Here is a 25107-nt window from a genome sequence, read left to right as displayed (position 1 = left end):
CTCACTTTTATGCAGGTTTTACCGAAGCGCTCTCCGGCAGCGCGCACTCTCCCGCGAACAACTCTTCGATAGTTTCACGACGACGCACAAGGTAATGCTTGTCGCCATCCACCATCACCTCTGCGGCGCGACCGCGAGAGTTGTAGTTGGAACTCATGACGAAACCATAGGCTCCTGCGGAACGCACCGCCAGCAGATCCCCCGGCTTCAGGTTCAAAAGACGCTCTTTACCAATGAAGTCGCCAGTTTCGCATACCGGCCCGACAATATCATAACGCGCTTCTTTGCCTTCGCTGTGCTGCCTCACCGGCACGATATTCTGCCAGGCGCCGTACAGAGATGGGCGGATCAGGTCGTTCATCGCCGCGTCGACGATGGCGAAGTCTTTGTGGCCGTTATGCTTCAGGTACTCTACGCGGGTGACCATCAGGCCAGCATTGGCGGCGATAGAACGCCCCGGCTCCAGCACCAGCGTCAGGCCGCTGCCCTTCAGGCGCTCCATGACGGCGCGGGCGTACTCGTTGGGGTGCGGAGGCGTTTCCTGGTTATAGGTGACGCCCAGGCCGCCGCCCAGATCCAAATGCTTGAGGCGAATACCTTCGTTGCGCAAAGTCTCGATGATGTTCAGCACGCGCTCCAGCGCATCCAGGAACGGGCTTATCTGAGTCAGTTGCGAACCAATATGGCAGTCAATACCGATAACGTCCAAGTGCGGCGACACGGCGGCGGAGTGATACAGCTCCAGCGCTTCATCAATGCTGACGCCAAACTTGTTTTCTTTAAGTCCGGTGGAGATGTAGGGATGCGTTTGCGGGTCCACATCCGGATTGACGCGAATGGAGATTGGCGCTTTTTTGCCCATATCCGCGGCGACCTGCTGCAATCTTTCCAGCTCAGGCGCGGACTCCACATTGAAGCAATGCACGCCGACTTCCAGCGCGCGACGCATTTCATGCTCCAGCTTGCCAACGCCGGAGAACACAATTCGCTCCGGCTTGCCGCCCGCCGCCAACACCCGCTCCATTTCTCCCACAGAAACGATGTCGAAACCCGCGCCCAGTCGCGCCAGGACATTCAACACTGCAAGATTGGAGTTTGCTTTGACGGCGTAGCAGATCATGTGGGGGTAGCCGTCCATCGCAGTCTGATAGGCTTTCAGATGCCTTTCCAGCGTGGCCCGGGAGTAGATATAGCAAGGCGTGCCGTAATGCTCGGCGATTTCCTGAACGGAAAGGTCTTCAGCGAAGAGCTGATGATTGCGATATTCAAAGTGGTCCATAGGTCAACTCAAGCTGCGGAACGGGTGTCGCTCTGGCCCCTGACGACGCAGCGGCCGGACCTGATCCTGATCAGGGTCAATACCCCGACGGCGCTTTCAACTCAATGCGGACGTCCCCGCTCCGCCATGTCTGTTGGTCAGGTAGTTGCAAAGGACCTTTCTGACCGCAGGACATTAACCAAGTAGAAGCGTATACCAACAAGATCACGCCGATTGCGCGCATAACCCATCCCGGAATTAATCAAATTCCGCCAGTATAACGGCGCAGTAACACAATAGAAACAGTCCTGAACACAATAGAACCGCCGCCGGGCGGCAGCGTTGCGAGGAAAATAAATAACACTGTAGCAAAACCCGCCTGCGCCGCTTACCTGGCCGCGGCGGGATTCATATTGGGCAACGCCGCCGCGCCGCCGTCAGTGCGGGCCGCGCGTATCTCGCGCTCCAGCACCGCTTTATATTGCAGATACTGAGTGGTTTGCAGATGGCTCTGATATTCCTCACGCTCCAGATCGTGAGGCAAGCTGAGATCGATGATATATCCTGGCAATGCGGCGCTGTTACGAAAGCGGCTGCTTAAATAATGCGCCAGCGCCGCCGCTACCCGTCCTCCATGCTCCAGCACCGTGAATTCTTTGTGCTCACAGTAGAGGTTGAAATCCAGTTCGCGACCATTCTCATAAGCGCCGATCGCCTGTATTTCCACGTAATCGCCAAACCCTTTATGCAGACTGATATCCCGTTTTTCAGTCCGGTATTCCGGTTTCCCCGGCTGTAGTTGATAGAATTCCACTTCAAGGAATCCGGCGCCATCGTCCGCCAGGGAGTCATGCATCTGCTTGCGTTCCTGCACCCCCAGCAGAAATTGCTTCAATGATCCCAACAGCACATTGATGTCAGAACCTGTTTCCCGATAAACCAACAGCGAGCCTTTCTCGTCAATCACGTAGATATCGGTAATGCGCCCCTGATTCAGATAAAACACCTGCACCGCATGGGGACGCATACGGGCGAACACCGCGCGCAGCACATCTTCGCTCAATGCGTAGTCATCCACGACAATCGAGCTGTAATGTTTTTGCGGCTGCGCCAGAAATTCACATAACCCGACGTAGTCCTCCAAAGCCGTGAAACGGGGTTGATCATCGACAAACTGCAGCACGAAGTAACGGTCTTCCATCTGCAGAATATAGCGGCTGCGCGCACGCTCTTTGTCGCTGAAATAGCAGAACACCACTTGCTGAAACAACTGGTTGACCCGCTGCGCGATCGCCCCCGCCCGAGTAGGGCAATAACAGAGCACGGACAGTTGCGGCAGCCCTTCGCCGAACTGCTCGCTTTCGGCCAGCGCGGCAAGGTAGTTTTTCAGGCACTGCACCAGGGTGTCGCCGGACTCATAACGCTGCACCATCACCTCATTCCAACTGTTGATGATGACCTGATCCAGCGTCACCACCAGATTGGCGCGCTCGGAAGCGTAGCCCAGCGCATCATTGCGGTTGCTGAGCTTGTGCAGACCGCGGCGACTCAGATCCGCCATAGGGTCGACGCCGACGTTCACATAGACCAGGGTCGCCCGCAGTCTGGCTTTGGCGCGATAATCCTGTTGCGTCACGGCCGGCAACGGCAGGCTTATCAGCGAACGCAAACTGGAAATGATTTGTTGCAACTCATATTGACTGGCGTGGCTTTCTCCTGAGGCCAGGCTAACGCTGGTGCTACGGTCCAACAGGCCATTGCAATACGCCCAGACCAGCAACTCAATGAGGCTGTTTGAGCGTTTGACCGCGGGATTGAAAGCCGCGTCCATAGGGTTGGACAGATTTCGATACAACAGCCAACCGTTGCCAGCGGCGCCGATGGCCTGGCTGCTGAGATGATGAAACGCCAGATTATCCTCCGACAGATTCGGGGCAATGCCGGGGTTGATCATCTCAACTTTGCCGGCCTTACGCTGGAATGCCGCATAGAGCTTACGGCCCAGCAAGTTAATATCGCGGGCGCTGATCGCCGCCGCTAACCCCTTCTCCCTCGCATAGGAGGACAGGAACCGGTAACAGCCGGTGAGTTCATTGACCACTGCGCGTTTCTCCTGAATCACCTGATCCACTTTCCATGCGCTGCGGCCATCCAGGTAACGCAATTCCCGCTCTGACCACTCCCATTCATGAGTCAGCTTTTCCATGACTTTGCGACGCCAGGACTTTTCTCTTTCTGGAACGAAAACCGACAGGCGCTCGCCAATTTTCAAGTAGAAGCTACGTCGCACCAGTTCCAGACGTCCTTGTTCGCGCCGGGATTGCAAGGACTGTTCAAGACGCCGATAGACCATGACGTAGGGGTCCAGCTCATCGGGATCAAGCCTGTCTGCGAAGATGGCCTGCTTATACGCCAGACTGAGATTGGGCAGCGTATCCTCCTCCTTCGCGTAGGACTCCACCAGCATCAGTTTAAGCACCGACTTATAAGGAGAGTCGATGCCTTTATACAGCTGCCACATGCCGGCGCCGACAAATTCGTTGGAAGGAATCCGGGCGCAGCCGCCAAAGTCGATATAGTCCTTGGGCTTGATGAATCGCTTTTCCAGCAATAGTTCCGCCAGATCAGCATAGCTCGCTTCCTGGTCGGGCGGAATCAACCACCACAGAGGGTAGGCGCCGCCCAACCAGATTCCGGTTCGGTAAAACTCATCCAGTAACAAATAATGCTGGGCGGTGCCGCAATCTTCAGAGTCGGCGGCGGCGTCATGACGGCCGCTGCGAAACGCCTCCGCGTCCATCAGGAAGATGTGCATCTCCGAGCCCATCTCCATCGCCCATTGGCACACCAGGTCCGCTTTGCGCTGCAGCTCCATTAACGCCATTGCGTCCAGATCAGGTCGATGGCAAAGCCAAACATCAAAATCGCTGCCCCCGGAATGGGCGATCGAGCCCGTGCTGCCCATTAAATAGAGGCTGGCGATATCTCCATGATGGCGCGCCGGCTCCCGGTAATTAAAAGAGCGGCTGAGACGCTGCGCCTGCGCGACGACGTTCTTGTCCGGCTCATAGTTAACCAGTCGATGGGGCGTGGTGCGGGAAACATAGCCAGGCAACAAAGGGTGATTGACATGAAAAAGCAGCGGCAATAGCTCCAACACAACCTGCTGCCGTGGCGTCAACGCCAGGCGGGTGCGTTGTAAACGATGTTCCACCAAAGTAATGAAACGCTGACATAGCGTTTTCAGGACTTTACGGTCCACGCCTTCGGTGTAATCGGGATTTAAGCTGCGCCGGTAACTCATGCATAGAGTATAGCGGGGGCGGCGCGTTGCGTTTGCGACGGTCGGTATTTATTAGGCAAAGGAATGTAAAGGCCCGGGTCGGTTAGACCGCCCGGGCGAAACTGCGATAAAACGCGGGAGATTTACATCTCAGTGTTGCGTTTGAGCCATTCCCGAGTACGGACCACAGCGGCGCGCACCTGTTCCGGCGCCGTACCGCCAATGTGATTACGAGCATTGACGGAACCTTCTAACGTCAGTACCTCGAACACATCCACCTCAATGTCCGCACTGAACTCGCGCAACTCCTCCAGGCTCATTTCGCTCAGGTCTCTGCCGCTGGATACGCCCAGCGCCACCGCCTTGCCGACCACTTCATGGGCGTCGCGGAATGGCAAACCTTTGCGCACAAGATAATCCGCCAGATCCGTTGCAGTGGAAAAACCGCGACGCGCCGATTCCGCCATGGCGTCACGATTGACCGACACCGCCGGCATCATATCGCCATAGGCTTTCAGACAGCCTTTGACCGTATCGATGGCGTCGAACAGCGGCTCTTTGTCTTCCTGGTTGTCTTTGTTGTAAGCCAGCGGCTGGCTTTTCATCAACATCAGCAGACTGATGAGATGACCGCTGACACGACCGCTCTTACCGCGAATCAGCTCTGGCACATCCGGATTTTTCTTCTGCGGCATGATGGAGGAGCCTGTGCAGAAACGGTCCGGCAGATTGATGAAGTTGAACTGGGCGGAAGTCCACAGCACCAACTCCTCAGAGAAACGAGACAGATGCATCATCAACAAACTGGCGAAGCTGCAGAACTCAATAGCGAAATCGCGATCGCTGACCGCATCCAGGGAGTTCTCCGCCGGCCCGTTGAAGCCCAGCAGTTCGCTGGTGTACTGACGATCGATGGAATAAGTGGTGCCCGCCAGCGCAGCCGCGCCCAAGGGAGATACGTTGAAACGCTCGCGACAGTCCGCCAGGCGGCTGAAGTCGCGTTTCAGCATTTCCGCCCAGGCCAGCATGTGGTGGCCGAACGTCACCGGTTGCGCAGTCTGTAAGTGAGTGAAGCCAGGCATAATGGCGTCCGCCTCACGTTCGGCCAGATCCGCCAGGGCGGCGATCAAACGCAACAGCTCAGCGGCGATGACATCGACTTCGTCGCGCAGATAAAGACGAATATCCGTCGCTACCTGGTCATTGCGCGAACGTCCGGTATGCAGTTTTTTACCGGTAATGCCTATTTTCTGGGTCAGGCGCGCCTCGATGTTCATGTGCACGTCTTCCAGCTTGACCGACCACTCAAAAGCGCCGGCTTCGATTTCCGCTTCAATTTCGCGCAACCCATTGATGATCTGGTCGCGCTCTTCTTCAGTCAGCACCCCGACTTTGGCCAGCATCGTAGCGTGAGCGATGGAGCCGCGGATGTCGTGATGATACATGCGCCTGTCAAAATCCACGGAGGCCGTGAAACGTTCTACGAAGGCGTCGGTGGCTTCTGTGAAGCGGCCGCCCCAGAGCTTATCGGTAGTGTCCTGCTTTGTCATGATGGTCAAGTTGCCTCATACTTGGAAATGAATCGAAGCGCACGGAACCCATGCCCAACCTGTGGCATGATAGGTAAAGGCCCGCGATTATAACAGTTTCCCGCGCTCTGTAGACATGCAAGGCGAAGGGGCGGGGCGTTTGTATTCGCCAACCAGGTTTGACGGCATAAAAATGGAGCAGTCCCCCAAGTCTTCGTCCCCTCCAGGGGTGTTTTTACCAGAGCTTTGCAATGTTCAGGCGGTCCTCTTGATGGTGATCGCCACGGGGCTTTGCGCGCTGTTGTTTACGCTTATCTATGCAGGGCCCGGTCATTTCGACTGGGATTATTTCGCGCTCACCTCGCTCTTCATGCTATGGGTGGTGCTGACCAGCGCGCTGATTCTGTGTCGTCTGCGCATACTCGGCGCAGGCTGGAGCATGTCCCGCCAGGCCCTGGTTGCTTACCTTATAGCGCCGGCGATTACGCTGATCTACGCCATACTCGCTAACGCCCTCTTCCGCAAAGGCGCGCTGGAGGAGCCCGGATCAGGCTTCTGGTTCGTGGTGCAGGCGGTGGCGATCAGCGCCATCTTAACCGGGATCATTCTGCGTTACTTCTATCTCCAGCACCTCTGGCACTTGCAGCAGAAATCCGAACTGGAGTCCAGAGTGCAGGCCTTGCAGGCGAGAATCCGTCCGCACTTTCTGTTCAACAGCATGAACTCCATCGCAGGTCTGATTCCGATAAATCCCAACGAGGCGGAAGAAGCCGTGCTGGATTTGGCCGAGCTGTTTCGGGCCGCGCTAAAAGAGTCTTCATCCCTGGCGCCGCTCAAAGAGGAACTGGCGCTATGTGAGCGTTATCTGCGCATTGAGCAACTGCGGCTGGGCGATCGACTCACAGTAAAATGGGACATGCGTAATATCTCCGACGCCGCGCGAGTGCCCCCGCTGAGCATTCAACCTTTGGTGGAAAACGCGGTTTATCATGGCGTGCAACCCTCAGCGGAAGGCGGGCTCATCACCATCACCGCCTACGAACAAGGGTCCTGGCTGTATGTATTGATCAGTAATCCCGTCCATAACGGCGATCCCAGCCAGGGACATAAAGGCAATCGCATCGCCATGCAAAACATACGCAGTCGTCTGCAGGCGTTTTTCGGCGATCAGGCGGTGCTGAAAACCAGTCAGATGGACGGCCGCTTCACCGCCACCATGCGCGCGCCTTTACATAAAAAAGGGTGAGCGGCTATAACATGCAACTCTTTGAATACATGAATGCGATATGACGAAAGTGATCATCGTCGACGACGAGCCCCTGGCTAGAGAACGCCTGAAACGATTGCTGCTGGACACACACTATGAGGTCTGCGCGGAAGCCTCCGGCGGGGATGAAGCCCTTGAACGCATCCGCCTCCACTCGCCGGATATCGTCCTGCTTGATATCCGCATGCCCGGCAAGGACGGTTTGGAAGTGGCGGCGGAGCTGGCGCAACATCCCCAACCGCCCGCCGTGATCTTCACCACCGCCTACGATGAATACGCCATCCAGGCGTTCCGGGTGCGCGCCCAGGACTATCTGCTCAAACCCATCCGTCGCGAAGACCTGATGCGCGCCCTGCAAAACGTCACGCAAGTGAATCGCGCCCAGCTGCAAAGCCTGAAGCAAGAGATCAACGGGCAGGACGAGGCGCCGGCGGTGGTGGTGTGCCGCAGCAGTCGAGGAATGGAACGCATTAAAATCAGCGACATCCTTTACTTGCAAGCAGAACACAAGTACGTGACGGTATTTCATGCTCAGGGAGAGACGCTCAGCGATCAACCATTGAAAGAGCTGGAACAGGCTTTACATCCTCATTTTCTGCGCATCCATCGCAATACGCTGATCAACCGCCACTACATAGAAATACTGCAACGTCGCCACGACGGCCATTACGAGGTGCGCCTGCGGGGCGTCAGAGAGGCGCTTCCAGTCAGCCGGCGTCTGGTGACAGAGGTCAAACAATTTCTGGCGCAGCCGACCTGATCGACCTCCGGCAAAGACAAGCGGCGGGAAAATGAGTATGCTAGCGCCTGCGGTTGGATTTACGTGTAATTTCAACTGACTTTTTCGCCGGATACGACACAATTAGCGCAATTTTAAACTATGCCGAAACAGCACCTTGTGATCGCCACACGTCAAAGCGCGCTCGCGCTATGGCAGGCGGAGCACGTCAAGCAACGCCTTGAAGCGTTACACCCCGGATTGACCGTCGAATTGCTCGGATTAACCACCAAAGGCGATATCATTCTCGATACGCCACTCGCCAAAGTCGGCGGCAAAGGGCTCTTCGTCAAGGAGCTGGAGACAGCCATGCTGGAGGGACGCGCCGATATCGCCGTACACTCCATGAAAGACGTGCCGATGGAGTTCCCCCCCGGACTGGGCCTTGGGGCGATTCTGGAGCGGGAAACTCCAATGGACGCTTTTGTCAGCAATCAGTACGCCAGCCTGGATGAGCTGCCTGAAGGCGCTGTCGTGGGCACCTCCAGCCTGCGTCGTCAGTGCCAGCTGTCCGAGCGGCGGCCAGACCTGAAAATCCTGTCTCTGCGCGGCAACGTCAATACACGATTGGCCAAGCTCGACGCCGGCGACTTCGACGCCATTATCCTCGCGGCCTCCGGGCTGAAACGCCTGGGCTTTTCTGGTCGCATCCGCGAAGAGCTGACGCCGGAAGTCAGTTTGCCCGCCGTCGGACAGGGAGCGCTTGGTATTGAATGCCGTCTCGACGACCCTGAAGCTATGGCGCTTATCGCACAGTTACAGGATGCGGAAACCACTGCGCGGGTGTCAGCGGAAAGAGCCATGAATCACCGTCTGCAAGGGGGATGTCAGGTTCCCATCGCCGGCTATGCGGAAATTACTGGCGACCAAATGAGATTACGCGGCTTAGTAGGCAGCCCGGACGGCGCGCAAGTGCTCCGGGATGAAGTAGAAGGGCCTGTCGCCGCAGCGGAAGCCCTCGGCACGGAGCTGGCCGAGCGTCTATTGCAACAAGGAGCAGGAAAAATTCTGGAAGCCGTGTATGGAAACCACTCTTAGTCAGGAGCTGAGCGGCCTCAGAGTGCTGTTGACCCGCCCTCAGGGAGAAAACGATTCCTTGCGCGCGCTGTTGGAGCAAAACAGCGCGGAAGTTCGGGTGTTGCCGGCCATCGCCATTGAGCCCTTGCCCGAAACGCAAGCCATAAAAGACTGCATCCTCGATCTGGATCGCTATACTCATGTGATCTGCGTGAGTAAACATGCATCGCGTCTGCTGTTGGAACTGATAGACGCTTACTGGCCGCAAGCGCCACAGGGCGTGCGCTGGTTCGCTATCGGCGAAAGCAGCGCTGCGCCGCTACGCAGCTACGGACTGACGGTTAATACCCCAGAGCAGGGCTGCGCCTCCGAGCAATTGCTGGAACACCCCGGTCTGCAGGCGCGCAACGAAGACGAGCCCCCCATGCGCGTGTTGATTGTGAAAGGCTGCGGCGGACGCGAATTGTTGACGGAAACCATGCAGGAGCGTGGCGCGCATGTCGCTACATTGGAGTTATATGAGCGTAAAACGCTGGAATATGACCCCAATGAATTAAACGAAGCCCTCAAGCAATGGCGTCCAGAGGTTGTCGTCACCTTATCCGGCGAGACTCTGCTGCACCTTTGCCAACTGGGCCAGAATATCGGTTACGCCTGGGGCGACACGCTGTTCGTCATCCCCAGCGCCAGAGTCGCCACCCTGGCGCAGGAGAACCGTCTGAATTACAAAATCGCGCCGGAGTTATCCGACGAGGCCTTACTGGCCCTCCTCAAAACGGCATGTTAACCCTCTCCACCAAAGAGGGTCGCCGTTGCCTGCAGGCGCGTTGATTACTTAGATTACTGGGTAGGAACGAGTGTGACGGAAGAATCAAAACCAAACAAACCAGAACAGCCAGAGCAAGATAAGTCCGCTCTGGAACAGGAGCCCTCGACTTCTCCTGAACCCGGAATGGAACCCGCCAACGCCAAGGAAAGCGCAGCAGAGTCTACGCCTGACGCAAGCTTATCCGCCTCATTTACTTTGTCTCGACCGGAAGCCAGCGCAGAAAAGGATAGCGTGGCGACGCCTAAAACCGAGCCCAACACATCCGAACTGGAACAACCCTCAACGAAAGCGGAAGAGCCTGTCAAAGAGTCCTCTCCCAATCCAGCTCCGCCTCCGTTGTCTCCCCCGCCACCCGCAACACCGCCTGTAGCGGCTAAGACGCCTAAAACCGGGCCGTTATGGCTGGCGATTCTTGTTCTACTGGTCGTCATGGCCGTTGGCGCCGGTTGGTTTTGGACTTACATGCAGACTTGGCAAGCCAAGTTAGATCGCGCCATGGATCAAAGCCAGGCGGGAAAACAGCTTGCTGACGAAGTTGGGCTCCGTTACCAGGATCGCCTGGACAAGCTGGACGCCGCCGTCGCCAAGCAGCGCGAAAGCCAGACGCAGTTGCAGCAGATGATGGATCAAACCGCCAGAAACTTATTGAGTAAAGGGGAAACCGGTCGAGTCGACTGGCTGTTCGCCGAAGCCGAATATCTGTTGCGTCTCGCCAATCAGCGCCTGCATATGGAGAAAGACTACGTCGGCTCGCTCGCTATTCTGCAGGCCGCCGACCAAGTGCTGGCGGAAACCAAAGAAGTCGCCGCCTATCCCGTACGTAAGGCTTTGGCGGAAGAAATCGTCAGCCTCCAGGCGATTGCGGACATTGACCGTCAAGGCATCTACCTGCGTCTGGAAGCGTTGATCAATCAGGTGGAAAACCTGGATCAGCGCCTGTTCCTGAAAGACACGACCATGCTGAGCGATAATCCGGTTCCCGAGGAAAACCCTGCTCCCAGTGGAGAAAGCCACTGGTACGACAGCGCTCTGGCTTCCATGAGCAAACTGGAAAAATACTTCTCCATCCGCCGTCTGGATGCTCCGGTGGAGCCGCTGCTGGCGCCAGAACAAATTTACTACCTGCGCCAGAATCTCCGCATGATGCTGGAGCAGGCGGAGCTCGCACTGCTGGAGAAAAACCAGGACGTTTACGTGCACAGCCTCGAGAAAGCGGAAAAGTGGGTGGCGGATTATTTCGTCATCAACAACGCCTCCGCCAAAGCTCTGCTGGAAAACCTGCAACAGCTGAAAAAAGAGCCTATCGACCCGGAATTACCGGATATCTCCTCCTCCTTGCGTATGCTGAAGAATCTGATGGAGTCCCTGTACAAGCGCGGCGGTAAGCCTGCAACCGGCTCGCTTACCCTGGACGACAAGGAGCTGGCCTCATGAATTTCTATGCGCTGGTGCTGCTGATATCCCTCGCCATCGGCGTGGCGCTGGGCTTTTTGGTGCAATTGGACGCAGGTTATGTGCGCGTCTCCTGGCTGAACTGGCTGCTGGAGACCAACGTCTGGATCGCTCTCGCCCTGCTGATAGGGTTTTACTTCGCCCTGCACTATTTATTCAGAACGCTATCGACCACGCTTGCTGTCAGAGCTGGCTGGCGACAATGGCGTAAGAAGCGCAAATACAGCCGGGCGCAGCAGAATACCATTCGCGGTTTGCTGCACTACGCAGAGGGCAACTGGAAACAGGCGCAGAAGTTTTTGTCCGGCAGCGCGGAACAGTCCGACACCCCGCTGATCAACTACCTCGCCTCCGCTCAGGCCGCCAATGAACTGGGCAATGAAAAAGAGAGCGACTTATTCTTGAAGAAAGCGTTCGACAACACCCCTGGCGGCGATGTCGCCATCGGCGTGACTCAGGCGCAACTGCAGCTGGCCCGCGGGCAGTTGGAACAGTGCCTGTCCACCTTGTTGAACCTGCGTAAGAAGACGCCTCATCACCCATTCGTACTGAAGTTGTTGCAACAGGTTTACACCCGCCTGAACGACTGGCAAAAAATGAGTGAGATCTTACCGGAGCTGCGCAAATACAAAGTGCTGAAAGACGACGAGGTGGAAAAGCTGGAGCTGGAAACCTGGCTCAATCTGCTGCGCCATGCTTGCGACGAAGCACTCCGGGGCCGTAAAGGGGATTTCAACAGCGAACCTCTGAACGCGATCTGGGATCGAATGCCCGCCAACCTGCGCAAGAACCCTCACGTCATCTACGCCTATGCCTCGCAACTGATGCGGCTTGGCGCCAGCGGCCAGGCGGAAACGCTTTTACGCAAGGCATTGAAGCAGCACTGGAGCGACATCCTGATCGACCTGTATGGCCAGATCGCAGGAGCGAATGTGGCGGAGCAGTTGCTGGCCGCGGAACACTGGCTGAAAGAACGTCCCAATGACGCTGGCTTACTGCTGGCTCTGGGGCGTCTGTGCCTGAGAAATGAACGCTGGAGCAAAGCCAAAGAGTATTTTGAAGCGAGCCTGAAGCTAAAACGTCGCCGGGAAACGTACTATGAACTGGCGCGCTTGCTGGCCGCCATGGATCAACCTCAAGCCAGCAACGACTACTTTATTCAGGCCTTACAGGACAGCGCCAAACTGCCTGACCTGCCTTCGCCGAAATCCCAACGGCGCAGCGCCTGATCCAACCTAACCCAGGGGCGTTCAGCCCCTGGGCGCATACTCCAGCACATCCGAAAAGAACTGCTCGCCGGGCAATCCCAGCGGGGCCAGCGCATCCATCGCGGTATACACCATTGTCGGCGAACCGCTCACATACACCAGACTGTTGTCCCAATGCCGCCGCTCAGCCAGCACCGCACGCACCAGTTCCGCATGATGGCCTTGCCATTCATTATCACGATTATCCGCCATCACTGGCGTGAAAGAGACATTCTCGTGACGTTCAGCCCAGGCTTCAGACAGAGCGCGAGCATACATCTCCTGTGACTGTCTTACGCCCCAATATATCGACAGCTTACGCTCAAACCCTTGCGCCAGCAGATATTCAACGATGGACTTGATTTGCGCAAACCCAGTGCCTGCGGCGATCAGGGAGACATCCATATCGGGAACGCCAGAAATGAAACACTTCCCCAACGGCAATCGGGCGCGCACGACCGACTCTGAAGTCAAATACTGATAGATGGCCAGGGCGCTGCGACTTTCCTGATGGACCTGGATGTGCAGTTCAACTTCCCTCGTTCCTGGCGCGTTGGCGATAGAGAAGAAAGCCGCCTCAACGCCCGGCGCCAATAGCTCCAGGTATTGTCCGGCGAAAAACTCCGGCAAAGCGCCGGCGGGCGCCAGCAATTGCACTTGATATACATCGTCGGACAGCGCAGTGACCGCCTTGATTTGAAACGCCAGTGTTTTTGTTTCCAATTCGTTTGGTCCCCAAATCCGTCTTAATTCAAACTCACAATCGCCCTCAGGCGTCGCTTTGCATAATAAAACTTCATCCGCGCCCAGGCGCCGACGCCCCGATTCTCCAACGCCGCCTGCAACATTCCCTTTAAGAAGCCTGGCCGCGCAAATATGACAGACGCCATTATCACACGCATGGAGAATCTTGTATCCCTGTCGCAACGCCGCCGCCAATATCGTCTCCCCTTCCGCGGCGTCAAACTCATGACCGGAGGGTTGAAAGCGCAGGTGGCGACGCATCAGCAGATCCTTAGTCAATACCCAGCTGCGACCAGAGGTCATCGACGCGCGCTTTGACGTCCGCATCCATCTGAATGGTGCGCCCCCACTCCCGCTGTGTTTCGCCGGGCCATTTGTTAGTGGCGTCCAAGCCCATTTTGGAGCCCAATCCGGAGACGGGAGAAGCAAAGTCCAGATAATCAATAGGCGTATTCTCCACCATGACGGTGTCCCGCGCCGGGTCCATGCGCGTCGTAATAGCCCAGATGACGTCCTTCCAGTCACGGGCGTTGACGTCGTCGTCAGTGACGATCACAAACTTGGTGTACATGAATTGTCGCAGAAACGACCAGACGCCCATCATTACCCGTTTAGCGTGACCGGGATACTGCTTCTTCATGGTCACTACCGCCATGCGATAAGAGCAGCCTTCCGGCGGCAGATAGAAATCGACAATTTCCGGAAACTGTTTCTGCAAAATTGGCACGAACACCTCGTTCAGAGCGACGCCCAATACCGCAGGCTCATCTGGCGGACGTCCAGTATAGGTACTGTGATAAATCGGCTTTTTCCGCTGCGTAATGCGCTCAACGGTGAACACAGGAAAACGATCCACCTCGTTGTAGTAACCTGTGTGATCGCCAAAGGGACCTTCCGGCGCCATTTCTCCCGGATGAATCACTCCCTCCAGCACAATCTCCGCGCTGGCGGGCGCTTGCAAATCGCTACCGATACAACGCACCACCTCGGTCTTATTGCCTCGCAATAGTCCCGCAAATGCGTACTCGGACAGGGTATCAGGCACTGGCGTCACTGCGCCCAGAATCGTCGCTGGGTCCGCGCCCAAAGCCACTGCGACCGGGAATGGCTCCATGGGATGGGCTTCCCGCCACTCGCGGTAGTCGAGAGCGCCGCCCCGGTGCGACAGCCAGCGCATAATCAGTTTGTTGCGGCCAATCAGTTGCTGCCGGTAAATTCCCAGGTTCTGCCGCGCCTTGTTGGGACCACGGGTGATCACCAAGGGCCAGGTCACCAACGGACCGGCGTCTCCCGGCCAGCAGGTTTGAATCGGATATTGATAGAGGTCGACGTCATCGCCTTCAATAATCACTTCCTGACAAGACGCGGAGCTGACTTCTTTCGGCCCCATATTCATTACTTGCTTGAAGATCGGCAGCTTGCTCCAGGCATCCCGCAGGCCCTTGGGCGGCTCCGGCTCTTTCAAAAAGGCTAATAGCTTGCCAATTTCCCGCAAACTCTCGACGCTCTCCGCGCCCATGCCCAAAGCCACGCGCCCAGGCGTGCCAAACAGGTTGCCAAGAACAGGAATTGAATAGCCCCGAGGGTTTTCAAACAATAAAGCGGGACCTTCACGCCGTAGCGTACGGTCACAGATTTCGGTCATTTCCAGATGGGGGTCGACTTCCGCGGTAATGCGTTTCAGCTCGCCGCGTTGTTCCAATATGCGGATGAAGTCTCGCAGATCTCGGTATTGCAGACTCATAAGATTCGATTTAGACAGGCTGGGGTCGATTGATTCATAGGCGCACAATATAGGCGCGGCGGATAAAAGAAAACCCCTGCGCCGATTGGCGACAGGGGCTTAAACTCATCTCAGGTCAGCCATGCGCTTAGCGCTTTTTCATGGCCTGGAAGAATTCGTCGTTGGTCTTGGTGTCCTTCAACTTATCCAGCAGGAACTCCACCGCGGCAATATCGTCTTCCATAGAGTGCAGCAGCTTGCGCAGAATCCACACTCTTTGCAGCTCTTCCTCAGACATCAGCAGCTCTTCACGACGAGTGCCGGAGCGACGGATGTTAATCGCAGGGAAGACGCGTTTTTCAGAAATTCTACGGTCCAAGTGCACTTCCAGGTTACCGGTGCCCTTGAACTCTTCGTAAATCACTTCGTCCATTTTGGAGCCAGTGTCAATCAACGCCGTCGCGACGATGGTCAGGCTGCCGCCTTCCTCGACATTCCGCGCGGCGCCGAAAAAGCGCTTGGGACGTTCCAGCGCATGGGCGTCCACACCACCGGTCAGTACTTTGCCGGAGGACGGGATAATAGTGTTGTATGCGCGCGCCAGACGCGTGATGGAATCCAGCAGGATCACTACGTCTTTCTTGTGCTCAACCAGACGTTTGGCTTTTTCGATAACCATCTCAGCAACCTGAACGTGACGGGCCGGCGGCTCGTCGAAGGTGCTCGCAACCACTTCACCACGCACGGTGCGCTGCATCTCGGTCACCTCTTCAGGGCGTTCGTCGATCAGCAGAACCATTAAATGAGTTTCTGGGTTGTTGCGGGTGATGGATTGGGCGATGTTCTGCATGAGGAGGGTTTTACCGGCTTTCGGCGGCGACACGATCAAACCGCGCTGCCCTTTACCGATAGGCGCGACCAAATCCAGAATACGCGCTGACAAATCTTCCGTACTGCCGTTGCCGGCTTCCAAACGCAACCTTTCCTGTGGGAACAAGGGCGTCAGGTTTTCAAACAGGATTTTGTTGCGGGCGTTTTCAGGTTTGTCGAAGTTGATCTCATTCACTTTCAACAGTGCGAAATAACGCTCGCCGTCTTTCGGCGGTCGAATCTTACCGGCGATTGTATCGCCCGTTCTGAGGTTGAAACGGCGGATTTGACTGGGTGAGACGTAGATGTCGTCAGGGCCGGCCAGATAAGAACTGTCCGCGGAACGCAAGAAGCCGAAGCCATCCTGCAGAATTTCCAGAACGCCATCGCCGTAGATGTCTTCGCCGCTTTTGGCGTGCTTTTTCAGAATACTGAAAATCACATCCTGTTTGCGGGAGCGAGCCATATTTTCCAGGCCCATTTCTTCGGCGATGGTTAATAGCTCAGGAACGGGTTTCTTTTTTAATTCAGTAAGATTCATAGGATCGAAAAACAGTTGACCTGATTGGAGAGGGTTAGGTTATAGATGGAAGAGTTTATCGTTTTACTTATTAATCCAGCGAAAGGAGGACTATCGCCAAAAAGTTGAAAGCAAAATCAGTATAGGTTGAATTATAGCCTTCGTCCAGAAAATTACGCGCATTTTGAGCAGGGGTCAGACCCCCGCTCACAGAAGGCGTATATTAAAGGTTGCTGTCCAGGAAAGCCGTCAGCTGGGACTTGGATAAAGCGCCTACTTTGGTCGCATCTACAGCGCCATTTTTGAACAACATCAGGGTTGGAATACCACGGATGCTGAACTTGGGCGGAGTCTTTTCATTTTCGTCGATGTTCAGTTTGCAGATTTTCAGACGATCGCCATATTCTTCCGCAATCTCTTCCAACACCGGCGCAATCATCTTACAGGGACCGCACCACTCAGCCCAGTAATCCACCAGCACAGGGCCATCGGCCTTCAAGACTTCACTTTCAAAAGAGTCATCAGTTACGTTAACAATTCGGCTGCTCATTATTTAATCCTGGCTAAGAGGTGAATGCTTTTACCGACTACTATATAAGGTGGGCCTGGTAAAAATAACCTTAAAATCCGGTTAGGAAAATGACTTTGACGTCCTGTGAAAGAAGTGGTTCCATTCTCCGCCGGCTTATTTCGGTCGGCTGACCTTAATATTGGAGCAATCAGTACAACTGAAAATTGACCGCTTAGGTCGACTAATTCAGCAAGCAAGTTGACAATCTAAAACGAGATTTCCTAAATATAAGGTTTAGCGCAAGGATTTCAAGAGAGTTCATGACAATATCATCCACCACCCCGGCGGACGCCGTCTCTCCGGCGCCTTCTTCTCCAGAACTGATCGCCGCCATCGATATGGGCTCGAACAGTTTCCATATGGTCGTCGCCCAGCTGGTCCACAATGAAATCCGGCCGCTGGAGAAACTAGGCGAAAAAGTCCAGCTCGCAGCCGGTCTGGACGAACGCAATTTTCTCGACGAAGCCTCCCAGCATCGGGCGTTAGCCTGTCTGGAGCGTTTCGCGCAGCGCATCAGCGGCATGCCCCGCGGCGCAGTACAGATTGTAGGCACCAACGCTTTACGGGTGGCGAAAAACGCCCGCGCCTTTATACGCAAGGCGGAAAAACTCATCGGCCACCCCATCTCAGTGATAAGCGGACGGGAAGAAGCGCGACTCATTTACCTAGGCGTCGCCCACTCTCTTTCCGACGACGCCGACAACCGGCTGGTGATCGACATCGGCGGCGGCAGTACGGAGTTCATCATCGGTCAGCGATTTGAAACCAAGGAGCTGGAAAGTTTGCACATGGGGTGCGTGTCCTACCGGGATCGCTTTTTCGGCGATGGCAAGATCACTCAGCTGCAATTCGCCCGCGCTTTTGTAGAAGCCTCCCGTGAACTGCTCAACATCCGCAACCGCTACCGCAGCGTCGGCTGGCATCATTGCGTGGGCTCTTCGGGTTCCATCAAGGCCATTGAGCAAGTGCTCGCGCACAATCAATGGGGAACGCACAAAATCACTCCGGATGGCTTGGTTAAGCTCAAGGATGAAGTCGTGCGTCTGGGCAAAATCAGCCAGCTTACCAAGCTTGGCGTGCGCAAAGACCGGCTGTCGATTTTCCCGGCTGGACTGGCGATATTGATGGCGGCGTTTGATGTGCTGCAAATCGAAGAGATGGAATTCTGCGATGGGGCCCTGCGCGAAGGCCTGCTTTATGACATGATCGGCCGCATCCATCATGAGGATGTACGAGAGCGCACCATCAACAGCCTGCAGGAGCGCTATCATATCGACCGCGAGCATGCCGCCGCCGTCGAGGGGACCGCCATAGCGTTATGGAAACAGCTCGCGGAGCAGTGGAAATTGCCGAGCGAGGAACTGACAGAGTTATTACGCTGGGCGTCGCGTCTGCATGAGGTTGGTCTGGCTATCTCCCATACTCAATTCCACAAACATGGCGCCTACCTGATTCGCTACTCCGATTTGGCGGGCTTTTCCCGGCAGACTCAGCAATCGCTGGCGATGCTGATCCGCGTTCATCGCCGGAAAATTCTGGATACCGTTTTTGATGAGTATGCGCTGGAAGATGCTGATCCATTGAAGCAATTAGCTGTGGCGCTGCGGCTTGCGGTGGTCCTGCAACACTCTCGTAACGGCGAAGTGCTGGATTCCATTAAAGTGAAAGCGAACAAAAGGTCGTTAACGCTGATTTTTCCGAAGGACTGGCTGCAATCCCGCCCTCTGACCTGCGCGGATCTGGAAGCAGAAAAAGGGCTGCTCACCAAATTCGGCATTGATATGGAATTTAAGGAAGAGGATAGCTGAACGCCCGGCTCTTCTTTCCGCTGGCTGCGCAGTGTTTAGGAAGTATATAACAGAGGATAAATAGAGGAGCGCCGAATGGACGCCCCTCTTATACTCACCAAATTACAGCGGCGTGGAAGTGCCGTCTTGATGCCAGGTGAACAAACCGAACTCAAAGCCTTCGAGATCGCCTTTGTCATCCCAGGTCAGAGGACCCATCGACGTATTGATGGTGTTTTCGCGCAGGTAATCAGCAACTTTCTCAGTATCGCCATCGCCGACTTTGTTCATCGCTTCAACCAGTGACTGCACGGCTGCGACGCTGGTCCACACGAACGGGCCTGTAGGGTCCTGTCCTTTGGACTTCATCAACGCCACGACATCCGCGTTACTCTCGTTCAGGTCGTATCTGGCGGGCAAAGTCACAATCAAGCCTTCTGAAGCAGGACCGGCGATAGAGGAAATCTCTTTGTTGCCAACTGCTTCGGGCCCCATGAACTGCGGCTTAAAGCCAGCGTCGTTGCTTTGTCTCAGGATCAGGCCCAGTTCCGGGTGGTAACCACCGTAGTAAACCAGATCCACATTCTCTTTCTTCAGTTTCGCGATCAGTGAAGAGAAGTCTTTGTCGCCTGCGGTCACGCCTTCAAACGCAACGACGTTGACGCCCATGCTTTCCAGCGTGCTTTTCACAGAACTCGCGATGCCTTCGCCGTACTGTTGTTTATCGTGAATGACCGCGACGCGCTTGGGCTTGAGATGTTCAGCGATATATTTACCGGCGGTGGGTCCTTGCGCGGAGTCCAGACCGATGGTGCGGAAGATGTAGCGGAAACCGCGTTCGGTGATCGAGGGGTTGGTGGAGCAGGTCACCGCGAGAATGCCTTCGTCTTCATAAACATCAGTGGCGGGTTGGGTGGAGCCGGAGCACAAATGCCCGACTACATACTGCACGCCATCGTTGACGACTTTGTTGGCGACCGCCACGGCCTGCTTGGGTTCGCAAGCGTCGTCATATTCAACTGCTTCCAGCATTTTGCCCTTGACGCCTCCTGCTTTGTTGATCAGGTCAATGGCTGCGTGCACGCCGTTAAACTGCATCTCGCCATATTGGGCGACCGACCCGGATTGGGGTCCTGCAATGGCGATTTTGATAGTTTCAGCGGCTTGAAGAGCGGAGGAGAGACACAGGCCAACGGCCAGCCCGGTCAGGGTGCGTTTCCACAGTTTCATGGGAATACTCCTTGCGAATATATTGTGATTATCGTGGTTGCAAGGACTCTAACTAAACTCCGTAGCGGCGAAGCGGTCTATAGGCATATATACGCATAGAGAGATAGGCCGATCAGAGCAGTCCTTCCAACTCCTCATTCAACTCCAGCCAGGTCTCCTCCGCCTCAGACAGACTTTGGCGGTTCACCCGCTGGGATTCCAGAAGCGCTTTCAGTTGTTCCTTGTTCTTGTCCTCGTAAAGATCTCCTTCTCCCAATTGCGCTTCAATCTCCTGCAGTTTGCCCTGCAACTTTTCTATCTCAGCTTCCAGTGTAGCTATTTTTTTCCGCAAGGGGCTTAAACGCTGCCTTTTTTCCGCCTCTTCCCGCTTACGACGCTTGCGATCCTCCGCGCTTTCCTGCATCTCCTCTTCTGCGGAAGCATCGCTTTTCGCCGCTTCCGGCTGATTCGCCCGCAGGCGGCTTAGCAGTTCTTTTTCGTAGTCTTCCAGGGAGCCGTTATAGGGTTCCATACGGCCGCCATGCACCCAGACAAACTGATCCGCCATCGCCCGCAACAGATGCCGGTCGTGAGACACAACGATAACCGCGCCAGGATATTCCTGCAGCGCCATGTTCAGAGCGTGGCGCATATCCAGATCAAGGTGGTTGGTGGGTTCGTCCAGCAATAACAGATTAGGTTTGTTCCAGGCGATCAACGCCAGCGCCAGACGCGCCCGCTCGCCGCCGGAAAAATTCTTGATGTCTCCCGCCGCCTGCTCGCCAGGGAAACCGAATCCGCCCAGGAAATTACGAATTTCCTGCTCCGACGCCTGCGGCCTGACTTTTTGCAGATGCTGCATCGGCGTTGCGCCTGGGTCCAGCGCTTCCAACTGATGCTGGGCGAAGTAGCCAATCCTTAGATGCTCACCGCCTGTTCTGCGACCAGAAATCAACGGCAGTTGACCCGCCAGCGTTTTGATCAGGGTGGATTTACCTTCGCCATTGGCGCCGAGTACGCCCAGACGGGCGCCAGGCAGTAACGTCAGGTTCACATGCTGTAGAACCGGCTGCGCGTCATACCCTAAGCCAGCGTCGTCTATCACCAAAAGCGGGCTGGAGATTTTGTCGCTGCACGGCAGGGAAAAGCTGAATGGGGAGTCCACGTGCGCCGCCGCAATCAACTCCATACGCTCCAGCTCTTTCAGACGACTCTGCGCCTGCTTAGCCTTGGTGGCTTTGGCGCCAAAGCGCCGTACAAATGACTGAATTTCCGCAATGCGCGCCTGTTGCTTCACATACAGCGCCTGCTGCTGCGCCAACCGCATCGCCCGCGCTTCCTCGAACTGGCTGTAGCCTCCGGTGTACAACATCAGCGAGCGTTGATCATAATGCAACACATGCGTCGCCAGATGATCAATGAAATCACGGTCGTGGGAGATAAACAGCAACGTCCCCTGGTAACGCAGCAACCAGTTCTCCAGCCAGACCAGGGCGTCCAGATCCAAGTGGTTGGTGGGTTCGTCCAACAGCAACAATTCGGACGGACACATCAGCGCCTGCGCAAGGTTGAGCCGAATTCGCCAGCCCCCGGAAAATTCTCCCACTGCGCGCGAGTGCCAGTGCGTGGGAAAGCCCAGGCCTTCCAGGAGGCGGCGCGCGCGTACTTCCGCGCTGTAGCCGTCGATCAGATCAAGCTCATGGTGCAACCGCGCAGTGGCGACGCCGTCGTCCGCCTGCTCCGCCAGCGCCAGTTCCGCCTGCAATTGACGCAGTCGCTTATCGCCGTCGAGGACGAAGTCCAGCGCGGAGCAATCCAGCGCAGGCGTCTCCTGAGCCATGTGGGAAATGCGCGTTCCGCCTGGAAAGGAAATATCCCCGGAATCGGCGCCGAGTTCTCCCAAAATAAGGCTGAACAATGTGGATTTACCGCAACCGTTAGGGCCGACAATAGCGACGCGGCTGCGCGCCGTAACGGTGACAGTGGCGTTTTCCAGCAGATACTGGCCGGAACGTTGGATCGATAACTGATTTAGACTTAACATGGCGGCGGATTTTAGCACGCTTGCCAGCGATTCTTTAAAGAGTTTTCTATGCGCGCGAACGCCCCTGACACGCCGAAGACAAACGTTTCCAGGAACCCAAGTCGGAGCATTCTGGTTTCCCTGGACAACCCCCTCTGGAATTACGCTCTGACGCATTACGCGAATCCTCAGGTCCGGGATATTTGCCTGCAATGGCAAAATGAGTTTGACGCCGACGTTAATCTGCTGCTCGCCTGCGGCTGGTTGGCGCAACGACAACGCGGTTTTGATCCCGACCTCGATTTCAACGCCATCAATTCCTGGCGCGCCGACATCGTTATTCCATTGCGGTCGGCCCGCAACGGACTGGATAAAAAGCACCGTCGCCAAAACACGCTCAGAGAGCGCATTCTCCAGCTGGAATTACAGGCGGAACGCTACGAAATATCGCTTATCTATGCTTTACTATCAGGTACGGAGAAAGAGGATTTATCATCTCCGCAGGAAGCGATGGAGACGGTTTCTCTTTGCCGTCGCAATCTGCTTGATTACCTCTCCCGCCTCGACGGCGCGTTGGAAGTAAATCAGGCGCAATTGAATTTGATGGCCAATTGCCTGGCCACGGAGATGTGAACTTTTGAAGTGGATTTTTCGATTTCTGACATTGGCCTCGCTTGGGGTCGCCCTTGCTCTGCCTTTTTTTATTAAAGATAAGACAGGTTCGCCCATGTGGCGGCTGCCCTTACCGGAAGGAACCGAAACGCCCACCCTGATGACCATGGATAAAAAGCTGCCGGAGCAGGAAGTGGTGCGTCAGGTATACAAATGGCGCGACGCTGAAGGCGTGCTGCAATACAGCGACGCCCCGCCTCCCGAAGGCGTCAACGTGGACGTGATTAGCGTCAGCAACAAAACCAATATTATTCAGTCGGTTCCCACGGAGAAGAAGGAAGAGCCCCAGGTCGCCACCGGATCTCCTCGCGACGCGCTGCCTCCAGAAACGCGCAAGACCCTGGAGGATGCGGAAAACAAAGACACCCTCAGCTTTGAACGCGCGCTGAACCTCATGGATGAAGCCAAGGCGGTGCGCGACCTCATGAATGAACGCAACAAGCAGTTGCAGCAAGTCAACGGCGGTTAGAACTGTGAACCAAGCCCGGGATACTGCCGGTTCCCGACGTTGACATCCCCTAGCGCAGGGCGCCAAAAAGCTGTACCTTAAAGCGCTTTATACTGCCGATCCATGTAAATTTTTTGAGGAATAATTATGAAAAAAGCGTTAGCCAGCATGAGCGGTCTGCTATGCGCTGTGGCGTTATCTTTGCCTGTCGCAGTCCATGCGGAAACGGAAAAGCTCACTAACGATGCGCAAAAAACCGGCTACAGCTTCGGTCAAATGTTCGGTCGTCGTCTGGCGGACTCCATGCCCGAGCTGGATATCGAGAGCTTCACCAAAGGCGTCGCCGACGCATACGCCGGCAAACCTTCCATGATGACCGACGAAGAGATCTCTGCGCAGGTTCAGCAATACCAGCAAGCCATGCAGAAGAAGCAAATGGAGCAGTTCGAGAAGATGGCTGAGGAAAACGCCAAGAAAGGCGACACCTTCCTGGCCGATAACGCCAAAAAAGAAGGCATCGTTACGACTGACAGCGGCCTGCAGTACAAAGTGCTGAAAGCCGGCGAAGGCGACAGCCCCAAAGCGCAGGACACCGTTGAAGTGCATTACACCGGCAGCCTGATCAATGGCGAAGTATTCGACAGCTCCGTACAGCGCGGCGAGCCCGTATCCTTCCCGGTTAACGGCGTTATTCCCGGCTGGACCGAAGCACTGCAGCTGATGAAGCCCGGCGCCAAATGGCAGCTTTTCATCCCCGCCAAACTGGCTTACGGTCCTGGCGGCAACGGTCGCATCGGCCCGAACGAAACCCTGTTGTTCGAAGTTGAGCTGCTGTCAGTCAAATCTGAGAAATCCGACGGCTAATCCGCCGCTATTGTTTGCCCGCAACAATGCTATGCTTTATAGCATTGTTCAGGCAGACCGTCAGAAGGGTCAAACGCCCGCATCAGCCTCCGGAGCCTGTATTCCTTTCGGCTGACACAATCGCATTGACGACTGCGAACAGGACTTTCGCTACAGGACTCGCTCCTGTGTTTTGAAGGAATAAAAGCCGAGCGTCGGCTGAACGCTTATGCATTCAATGTGAGTCATCTTGAACACCTTTCACCGTCTGATCAGGTTATTGCTTTCGGGAGCCTTGGCGTGGGTCTCGTCGCTCTCTTTCGCTGACGTCACCATTCATGATCCGCACGCGGAAGACAATGAAGTCATTGTCGGCTACATAGAATTCCCGCCCGTTTTCTTCACCAATGACGAGGGAAAGCCGGAAGGCTATCTGATCGACCTCGCGCGCATGCTGATGGAGAAAAAACACTATCCCTGGCGCGCTGTCTCCCGCCCTACCCGACGTATGGCTATTGAACTGGCGGACGGTAAGATTGATCTCTGGATAGGCCTCGCCACGCTGCCGGAATTCACTGGGACGACCCTGGTGGGCGACTCCATCGTATCTCGAATCGAACTCAACGCTTACTGGCAGGGCGACAAAAAAACCATCAGCCGCATTGAAGACCTGACTGGCGAAAGCGTGGTTCTATTGCATGGATTCAGTTACGGCGGAGCCATCAGCTTTCTCAGAGACCCGGTCAACCGCATTCGTGACTGCTCCGCTTTCAACCATGCCCAGGCCATCAGCATGCTCAAAGTGAAACGCTGCGATTATCTACTAAACTATGATGGACCTATGCGGCTGGAGCTGAAAAAGCAGCCGGTTCAGGACCTGCATCGCAAGCGTTTGTCTTCTCTGGACGCGCGTTTCGTCGTAAGCAAGAAACGTGATCACGCCGCCAAATTGCTCAAGGATCTGGAAGACGCGCTGCATGAGCTGGTCGCAGAGGGAAAATGGTTTCTGCCGCCACCGTAACGCAATTGACCCGAAA

Annotated in this window: 21 protein-coding genes; 11 read left to right on the top strand and 10 right to left on the bottom strand. The window is 55.7% G+C overall.

The genetic code is table 11. The features are described from left to right. Positions 1-7: 7 nt before the first annotated feature. The 4 genes from lysA to argH form a co-directional block, all read right to left on the bottom strand. The gene (lysA, locus tag HCH_RS01350; RefSeq protein WP_011394286.1) at positions 8-1279 is read right to left on the bottom strand and encodes a diaminopimelate decarboxylase; all 1272 of its coding nucleotides are present in this window, start codon (positions 1277-1279) and stop codon (positions 8-10) included. 76 nt (positions 1280-1355) lie between these two features. Further along, positions 1356-1502, bottom strand: coding sequence for an LPS translocon maturation chaperone LptM (gene lptM / locus HCH_RS35130; RefSeq protein ID WP_371747882.1), 147 nt, complete (start codon positions 1500-1502; stop codon positions 1356-1358). A gap of 144 nt (positions 1503-1646) precedes the next feature. Then, positions 1647-4562, bottom strand: a complete 2916-nt coding sequence (locus tag HCH_RS01345; RefSeq protein ID WP_011394285.1) for a class I adenylate cyclase — start codon at positions 4560-4562, stop codon at positions 1647-1649. 122 nt (positions 4563-4684) lie between these two features. Further along, a complete protein-coding gene (gene argH / locus HCH_RS01340) occupies positions 4685-6091 on the bottom strand; it encodes an argininosuccinate lyase (RefSeq protein ID WP_011394284.1) in 1407 nt (468 codons plus the stop codon). 250 nt (positions 6092-6341) lie between these two features. Between argH and HCH_RS01335 the strand changes: the two genes are divergently transcribed. The 6 genes from HCH_RS01335 (at position 6342) to HCH_RS01310 (ending at position 12642) form a co-directional block, all read left to right on the top strand. Beyond that, the gene (locus HCH_RS01335; RefSeq protein ID WP_238384955.1) at positions 6342-7316 is read left to right on the top strand and encodes a sensor histidine kinase; all 975 of its coding nucleotides are present in this window, start codon (positions 6342-6344) and stop codon (positions 7314-7316) included. A 40-nt stretch (positions 7317-7356) separates the two neighbouring features. Next, positions 7357-8097 carry a LytR/AlgR family response regulator transcription factor gene (locus HCH_RS01330; RefSeq protein WP_011394282.1) on the top strand — a complete coding sequence of 247 codons (741 nt, stop codon included), beginning with the start codon at positions 7357-7359 and terminating at the stop codon, positions 8095-8097. A 120-nt stretch (positions 8098-8217) separates the two neighbouring features. Next, entirely contained in the window at positions 8218-9153 is a 936-nt protein-coding gene (gene hemC, locus HCH_RS01325; RefSeq protein ID WP_011394281.1) for a hydroxymethylbilane synthase, read from the top strand. Further along, positions 9137-9919 carry a uroporphyrinogen-III synthase gene (locus tag HCH_RS01320; RefSeq protein WP_011394280.1) on the top strand — a complete coding sequence of 261 codons (783 nt, stop codon included), beginning with the start codon at positions 9137-9139 and terminating at the stop codon, positions 9917-9919. Before hemC ends, HCH_RS01320 begins: the two co-directional genes overlap by 17 nt. A 72-nt stretch (positions 9920-9991) precedes the next feature. Further along, the gene (locus tag HCH_RS01315) at positions 9992-11395 is read left to right on the top strand and encodes a uroporphyrinogen-III C-methyltransferase (RefSeq protein ID WP_011394279.1); all 1404 of its coding nucleotides are present in this window, start codon (positions 9992-9994) and stop codon (positions 11393-11395) included. Next, the gene (locus HCH_RS01310) at positions 11392-12642 is read left to right on the top strand and encodes a heme biosynthesis HemY N-terminal domain-containing protein (RefSeq protein WP_011394278.1); all 1251 of its coding nucleotides are present in this window, start codon (positions 11392-11394) and stop codon (positions 12640-12642) included. Before HCH_RS01315 ends, HCH_RS01310 begins: the two co-directional genes overlap by 4 nt. A gap of 21 nt (positions 12643-12663) precedes the next feature. Here HCH_RS01310 and HCH_RS01305 read toward each other — a convergent pair whose 3' ends face one another. The 4 genes from HCH_RS01305 to trxA form a co-directional block, all read right to left on the bottom strand. After that, positions 12664-13707: a CDP-6-deoxy-delta-3,4-glucoseen reductase gene (locus HCH_RS01305; RefSeq protein WP_238384954.1), complete on the bottom strand. Its 1044-nt coding sequence runs from the start codon at positions 13705-13707 to the stop codon at positions 12664-12666. Further along, entirely contained in the window at positions 13676-15142 is a 1467-nt protein-coding gene (gene ubiD, locus HCH_RS01300) for a 4-hydroxy-3-polyprenylbenzoate decarboxylase (RefSeq protein WP_041599123.1), read from the bottom strand. The genes HCH_RS01305 and ubiD overlap by 32 nt, the downstream gene beginning before the upstream one ends. A gap of 133 nt (positions 15143-15275) precedes the next feature. Further along, positions 15276-16538 carry a transcription termination factor Rho gene (gene rho, locus HCH_RS01295; RefSeq protein ID WP_011394275.1) on the bottom strand — a complete coding sequence of 421 codons (1263 nt, stop codon included), beginning with the start codon at positions 16536-16538 and terminating at the stop codon, positions 15276-15278. A 202-nt stretch (positions 16539-16740) separates the two neighbouring features. Then, positions 16741-17067, bottom strand: coding sequence for a thioredoxin TrxA (gene trxA, locus HCH_RS01290; protein ID WP_011394274.1), 327 nt, complete (start codon positions 17065-17067; stop codon positions 16741-16743). 281 nt (positions 17068-17348) lie between these two features. Between trxA and ppx the strand changes: the two genes are divergently transcribed. Then, complete coding sequence (gene ppx, locus HCH_RS01285; protein ID WP_011394273.1) at positions 17349-18896, top strand: exopolyphosphatase; 1548 nt, start codon at positions 17349-17351, stop codon at positions 18894-18896. A gap of 102 nt (positions 18897-18998) precedes the next feature. Here the strand turns inward: ppx and HCH_RS01280 are convergent, their stop codons facing one another. Together HCH_RS01280 and HCH_RS01275 are read right to left on the bottom strand one after the other, a co-directional pair. Further along, positions 18999-20105 (bottom strand): branched-chain amino acid ABC transporter substrate-binding protein, encoded by a 1107-nt coding sequence (locus HCH_RS01280; RefSeq protein ID WP_011394272.1) that lies wholly within the window; start codon positions 20103-20105, stop codon positions 18999-19001. A gap of 112 nt (positions 20106-20217) precedes the next feature. Beyond that, positions 20218-22128 (bottom strand): ABC-F family ATP-binding cassette domain-containing protein, encoded by a 1911-nt coding sequence (locus HCH_RS01275; protein WP_011394271.1) that lies wholly within the window; start codon positions 22126-22128, stop codon positions 20218-20220. Positions 22129-22176: 48 nt separating this feature from the next. Here HCH_RS01275 and HCH_RS01270 point away from each other — a divergent pair, with 48 nt between their 5' ends. From HCH_RS01270 to HCH_RS01255, 4 genes are all read left to right on the top strand, one after another. After that, positions 22177-22740 carry a TIGR02444 family protein gene (locus tag HCH_RS01270; RefSeq protein ID WP_011394270.1) on the top strand — a complete coding sequence of 188 codons (564 nt, stop codon included), beginning with the start codon at positions 22177-22179 and terminating at the stop codon, positions 22738-22740. A gap of 4 nt (positions 22741-22744) precedes the next feature. Next, the gene (locus tag HCH_RS01265) at positions 22745-23248 is read left to right on the top strand and encodes a DUF4124 domain-containing protein (protein ID WP_238384953.1); all 504 of its coding nucleotides are present in this window, start codon (positions 22745-22747) and stop codon (positions 23246-23248) included. Positions 23249-23374: 126 nt separating this feature from the next. Further along, complete coding sequence (locus tag HCH_RS01260; protein ID WP_011394268.1) at positions 23375-24091, top strand: FKBP-type peptidyl-prolyl cis-trans isomerase; 717 nt, start codon at positions 23375-23377, stop codon at positions 24089-24091. Between the two features lie 229 nt (positions 24092-24320). Continuing rightward, the gene (locus HCH_RS01255) at positions 24321-25091 is read left to right on the top strand and encodes a substrate-binding periplasmic protein (RefSeq protein WP_011394267.1); all 771 of its coding nucleotides are present in this window, start codon (positions 24321-24323) and stop codon (positions 25089-25091) included. Positions 25092-25107 lie beyond the last annotated feature (16 nt).

The organism is Hahella chejuensis KCTC 2396, from assembly GCF_000012985.1.
GTDB lineage: Bacteria > Pseudomonadota > Gammaproteobacteria > Pseudomonadales > Oleiphilaceae > Hahella > Hahella chejuensis.
The sequence above is the reverse complement of the archived record's forward strand: the minus strand, read 5'-3'. Positions and strand labels throughout refer to the sequence as shown.